This is a genomic window from Desulfosarcina cetonica JCM 12296, from assembly GCF_001311845.1.
In the GTDB taxonomy this organism is placed as follows: Bacteria; Desulfobacterota; Desulfobacteria; order Desulfobacterales; family Desulfosarcinaceae; genus Desulfosarcina; species Desulfosarcina cetonica.
In genome coordinates this window covers 49535-55534 of sequence record NZ_BBCC01000021.1, presented here as the reverse complement: position 1 = coordinate 55534, position 6000 = coordinate 49535, and the positions used below count along the sequence as shown (strand labels likewise).

General features: G+C 36.7%; 4 protein-coding genes and 1 pseudogene. 1 reads left to right on the top strand and 4 read right to left on the bottom strand.

Annotated elements, in window-relative coordinates:
- Positions 1 to 322 precede the first annotated feature (322 nt).
- Positions 323 to 990 (top strand): annotated as a pseudogene (locus tag JCM12296_RS07305) (IS630 family transposase); the annotation flags it as partial.
- 148 nt (positions 991 to 1138) lie between these two features.
- Here the strand turns inward: JCM12296_RS07305 and JCM12296_RS36060 are convergent.
- The 4 genes from JCM12296_RS36060 to JCM12296_RS07285 all read right to left on the bottom strand — a co-directional run bounded on the left by JCM12296_RS36060 (position 1139) and on the right by JCM12296_RS07285 (position 5519).
- On the bottom strand, positions 1139 to 2278 hold the full coding sequence (locus JCM12296_RS36060) for a glycosyltransferase (RefSeq protein WP_157067435.1): 1140 nt from the start codon (positions 2276 to 2278) through the stop codon (positions 1139 to 1141).
- A gap of 62 nt (positions 2279 to 2340) precedes the next feature.
- The gene (locus tag JCM12296_RS07295; protein ID WP_083455926.1) at positions 2341 to 3510 is read right to left on the bottom strand and encodes a glycosyltransferase family 4 protein; all 1170 of its coding nucleotides are present in this window, start codon (positions 3508 to 3510) and stop codon (positions 2341 to 2343) included.
- Positions 3511 to 3523: 13 nt separating this feature from the next.
- Positions 3524 to 4285 carry a glycosyltransferase family 4 protein gene (locus tag JCM12296_RS07290; RefSeq protein WP_172683797.1) on the bottom strand — a complete coding sequence of 254 codons (762 nt, stop codon included), beginning with the start codon at positions 4283 to 4285 and terminating at the stop codon, positions 3524 to 3526.
- A gap of 418 nt (positions 4286 to 4703) precedes the next feature.
- Complete coding sequence (locus tag JCM12296_RS07285; RefSeq protein WP_083455924.1) at positions 4704 to 5519, bottom strand: glycosyltransferase family 2 protein; 816 nt, start codon at positions 5517 to 5519, stop codon at positions 4704 to 4706.
- Positions 5520 to 6000 lie beyond the last annotated feature (481 nt).

The following is a 6000-nucleotide window of genomic DNA, read 5'->3' as shown; positions in this document are numbered from 1 at the left end:
GGAAATGCGTCTTCCCGATGGTAACAATTATGGCTTTGTTTCCGAACTTACCCAGTTACAAAGCGATATATTGACAATTCTCGAGGTTCCCAAGCACTGCTATTCCTACGATTACCTATTCGACAGTTCATAGCATTCGGCAATGCTGGCAGGAAGCATCGTCTTCTCGGAAATTACCAATATGCGTTTTTCAAAGAGCGAAATCCAAGATTGAACAGCATTTTCGGGAGAATCCGGTTACCAATATTGCGCAAGCTGTTGCTGAAATCGAAAGGCTGACCGGAATTCGACGCAGCAAGACCCCAAGACCCAAGTTGGTGTATTTCTAAAAAAGCTTGGCATGAAGTACCGCAAAGTCGGATCAGTCCCTGCGGGTGCGGACCTCGAGGCCCAAGAAGAATTTAAAAAAAAGACCTTGAACCAAGAATAGAACAGGCAAAGGCCGGTCAGCGCCACCTGTTCTTTATGGATACCGCGCATTTCGTGTTTGCACCGTTTTTGGGTTACCTTTGGTGTTTTGTCAGACTATTCATCAAAGCGCCATCGGGCAGAAAACGATTTAATGTACTTGGCGCTCTCGATGCCATCACCCATGAGATGATTACGATCACCAATACCGGTTACATCAACTCATACAGCGTTTGTCAGCTATTGATTAAGCTCAGCGGTACATACGATTTCCCGATTTCCATTGTTCTTGATAATGCCCGGTATCAAAAGTGTAAGCTTGTGCAAAATACAGCAAAACTGCTGAACATTGAGCTATTGTCTTTGCCACCGTACTCTCCCAATCTTAACCTGATCGAAAGAATGTGGAAATTCGTAAAGAAAAAATGCCTGTACTCGAAATATTATTCCGACTTCGAAGCATTCTCTGAGTCGATTCTACAGTGCCTTGCTGAGACGAGCGGCGATTACAAAAAGGAGTTGAACTCCTTACTGGCGTTAAATTTTCAATCATTTTCTAAATCACAAATTATAACCGCCTAAAGTATACATCACTCATGAAAGCCTCCTGTCTGCCGAACTTTGAGCGGTTCACACGACGGGAGGCTTTCTTACATTCACGGAAATGTCAAACTTTTGGAGTCCCCCGGAAAAGCCGGAGGGTTACCCTTGATACAATTAATAGTTTTATTCATCTGATCATGCTATTTACTGAACTTATTATGTCGGAGCCTAATTGTGGAATTGAAAACATTCGTCTTCCTGTATCCAAAGCACCTGAAGCTAACTTTTCTCTTAACACTGGATCGTTTTTTAATTTAAGTATCGAATTAGCTAACGCATGTGCGTTAGAAAGAGGAATTAAATACGCATTCTCACCATGAATAAAAACCTCACGTATTGCAGGCGTATCTGATGTAATAAATGGGACTCCTGATGCGCAAATATCGAATATTTTAGATGGAATAACCATCTTCGTCTTTGATGTCCTTCCGAATATACCCAAGGATAAATCGTGAGATAAAATAAAAGAACCCAATTTCTCAGTAGGAATCCAATCTAGGAAATTCACATTTTTAAGCTGCCACTTCGTGGAAAGTTTCTCGATATTACTGCGCAGCTGACCTCTACCAACAAGGGTAAATTTTATATCAGAACGATCTTGCAGAATTCGAGCAGATTCGAGAATAATATCAACACCGTGAAGTGGAATGAAAGTACCGACAAAAACTACTTTAAAGGTTCTTTTTTCTTTCGATTGGTATTTTATTGGTTTTACATTAATCGTTGGACCAACAAAAATACGAGCTATTTTAGAGGGATCTATTTTAAATGTATTTACTAAATAAGTACCATGTGAATTCGTATCGATAAGGTTTAAATCTGCGATCCTGCAACATGATTTTTCATATAAGAATAATAAGTTACTGAAAAAGCTAAACGGTTTTATTAACTCTCTATCTGTAACTGTTGCCTCATAGAGTGGAATAAAAATGTCATATACGAGTTTTGCATTTTTCATGAAAATACGTTTTAGTATCCAAGCTAAATGTACATGAAAATAGCCAGGATGTCCGACAAAAATGGCATCAACTGGTTTGCATTGAATGAATTTAAATGCCAATATAATATAACTGATGAAAATCTCAATGATAAAACGTAGCAAATTAGCCGCATGATTAATGACAGCCAGCCTTTTAACAAATGTTTCAGCCATTTCAAAGTGAACCTCATCAACTTTAACATTATGATGATGAAGCGCACGAATCAGATTATTATTTCTAGGATATTCGATTCCTTTGGAATAAATACCAAAATAAAGTACTTTCAAAATAAAACCTTTAACATTATATTAAATTAATGTGTTCATAGATAGGAGCTATAGTTATTACGTCAGATCAATTTTTTATCATCAATCAATTCTTGGTAGTATGATATGGTTTTATCAATCATGATATTTTCACTAAAATTATTTAGCACCCATGTCCGAGAACGCCTACCCAAATAATATCTAATTTGATCATTACTGATAAGAAAATCTATTTTTTCTGCTAATAATGATGAATTATGGGGAGGTATAATAATTCCGTAGCGGTCTACGATTTCAGGGATAGCACCGACATTTGTACTGATTACTGGAGTTTCACATGCCATTGATTCAACCAAGGGAAATCCAAAACCTTCAAGCAAGGAAGGGAGAACAAAGACGTCAGCCAAAGAATAATATGCCGGTATTTCAATATCGGGAACATAGCCAGCCTCAATAATTTTGTCTCTAGAATCACCAAGGCAGCTATAAAATTTCTTTCGATAGCCCTTCTCCCATTTTCCAACTATGATCAGCTTGATATTTCTTTCTTTTAATTGCGATACTGCATGAGCTAATGTTTCAAGTCCCTTCCGGGGAGTACTGAAGCCAATATAAAGGATTATTTTTACGTTTTCCAATTTAAATTTTTTTGTTAAATAATTAAAGGTGGTTGGTTGAAATAAATCAGTATCAATTCCATTATGTATACAGCGTATACCGAAAGGTTCAACTTCGTAATGATTAATGAACTCTTTCCGTATTGCTTTGCTAACAGAAATAAAAGCAGTGGCTTTTTTAAGCGCCTTTCTCTCAAGGTATCGAGAGAATAGATAATATGGGTAGCGTTGAACTAGATTGATTATAGATGATGAATATGGAAACCCTTTATTACTATTCAACCTTTGACGAAATGATTGATGTAATGTACCAATAAAGGCATCATTAAATGCGTATCCAACATGGGCGTCCAAAAAATGAATTATATCGAAGTTAAAGTCAGCACGGTGTCGATGTAAAAATTGGGCAGCGTATCTACCGAACAAAAGCCATTTTGATGAATCCCAATTAGGAATCTGGAGTCTTATTACTCTGGCATTATCAATCCATTCTTCATTGGCAGACCCTGGTACATGAGAAGTTATAACAGTAACATGATGATTTTTGGCTAAACCTCTTGCGATTTTCTCAGCATAAACTGTTTGGCCGGACCCTCTTGAAGGAGGGAAATCAGCGTTTATAAGGGCAATTTTCATTTTTTGCAGTGGGCTACCGATATTTTTGGGTCAGTTCAAAAAAAAGCATTGAAAGTTCAGAGACAGTTTTTTGCCATCTGAAATTGGATGAGCGCAACAAACCTTTCTTGATCAAGGTATCTTTTAATTGTTTGTCTACGGAAAGACGTTGGAGCGCTTTACCTATATGATCGACAGAATTCGGATCGACAATCAGCGCGGCATCTCCTGCAATTTCAGGTAGTGATCCTGCGTTGCTAACGATGGACGGAGTCCCACACTGCATTGCTTCCAAAAGCGGTAGGCCGAATCCCTCATCTATAGAGATATAGACAAATGCAGTCGCGAGGTTATAAAGGGCCGGCAAGTCCGCATCAGGGATGTATCCAAGCATTCTGATTTTACCATCTAAATTCAATTCTTTATGTAGTTTTAAGAGATTGTCTGTCCGCCATCCAATTTTTCCAACTATATATAAAGGAAAAGAAATTTCATTTTTAAATTTATGGTAAGCACGAAACACATTCTCAAGGTTTTTTCTTGGTTCTATTGTACCAACAAAAAGAAAAAATTTATCTTCAAGGTTGTATTTATCCGCAATATTATTAAGTTTTTTTGTGTTATAAATCGGTTTAAACCTATCTTCAGCAGCTTCATAGATAACACTTGTTTTTTCTATATAGTTGGGAAAATAATGTAACAATGTATTTCGTGTATAGTTAGATACACACACAATATGATCCGCTTTATCAATAGTTTTTTTGAAAAAAAAAACGAAATAATAAATATTTTCCACGCCTATGACATTCAGGAAATTTAAAAAAACTTAGGTCATGAACAACATAAATGTATGGTCGATAAGGTTTCCCGAAGATATGCAAAAATTGTGAGCAGTCAAGAATAACATCAAATACCCTATAACTTCGTTTTAATTTCAGTAATAAAAAAAAATGCCATAGTAAGTTTTTAAAAAATGGGAACACATTAGCTACAACAACATTGTTCGAAAAATCCGCTTCCAATATTTTTAATAGGTCTTCTTTATTGCGCCAGTCGATGGAAACAATTTCGTGCTCTGATGAGGCAAAACTTTTAAGAATATTTTTTGAGTATCGTCCTACGCCTGATATATGTTCAGATATCGAGTCGGTTATAATCCCAACTTTCATAAAATTATCTCATTAATTTGGTTTTAATAGAAATGATATTATATTCTATTTTGCGAACGAATGATTCATCATATATTTTCGACGAAAACCACCAAAAAATGCTCCCATGTATTTGATTAGTCTTCTATAAAATGGAACCTTGATTTTATATTTAATTCTAATCTTATCACCTTGTATAAAGTTTATAAGACGACGGTTTAGAAAGGTGCTAACACCGCCATGTTGGTGGCCGCTTACATGAATAGGAAAAAAATGGCAACAATTTTTATCGATAGAGAGTACTCTTAGTTGGAATTCATAATCTGAGACCACATTGTATTTTAAGCTATATAATCCAAATTTCTTAAATAGTGATATATGATGGAAAAGACCCTGATGATCGATCGGAGTTTGTGTGTGCATTAATCGTTCAGGATTCCAGGTACTGCCAGTTGTTTTAATCGGTACACCATCATGAGAGATGTGGTTGACTTTGCCGTATACAAATTTTTTTCGGATATCCACGTACTTTATTTCAGCTGCGATTAAAGTCAATACTTCAGAAGACCAAAGAAAATCGTCGCCCCCAAGAAACAGGAGCCAATTACCATTTGAGCGTTGAATTCCTTTGTTAAAAGCATCATAAATGCCACAGTCAGATCCAGTTTCCCAGTAGTCAACTTTGTGCTGATGAGATTGAATTATTTCGACTGTACCATCGTTTGACCCGCCATCTATGATGATCAGCTCTTTAAACGGATAGGATTGGTTATGTACGCTGTCAATGCATCGTATGAGAGATTCGGCACTATTAAAGGTCGGAACAACAATGCTGAAAAAAGGGGAAAGCATTTGCGATTGTGCTAAATTTTCCATATCCATCAAACAAATGGCTATATCGTGAAATCAAGTCATTTAGCTATCAGAAACTTTAATGATAGCGATATGTTGGAGTACGAGTTGGAACATCTAAGCATATCAATAAGCATGAGAACCTTTTGGTTGCCACATAAGGCAACATGCCCAACATATTATTATCCCAGGCCGTTAGGCCGCAACGGTCCAGAGCGTTTTAGGTTACAACCCTTTGGGTATTCAGGTATTCAGTGTCAGTGGGTGGTGCAAGAATAACAACTTTCATGGTTTATATCACAATAGCTTCATGATGCCATTTTCATATATTTTGACCTCACTTGTCATGACTTCATACAGCGAAAAGCATGTAATGACAAGTAGTTTTGGAGTGCTTACGAACATCAATATCCCAGTCTCATTGGAGTTACAGCCATTTCAGAATCGGTTTTGTTCAGCCAATTTCTTATATAGTACTCCAACTGAGGTATTTTTTGGCATGGTCTATGCT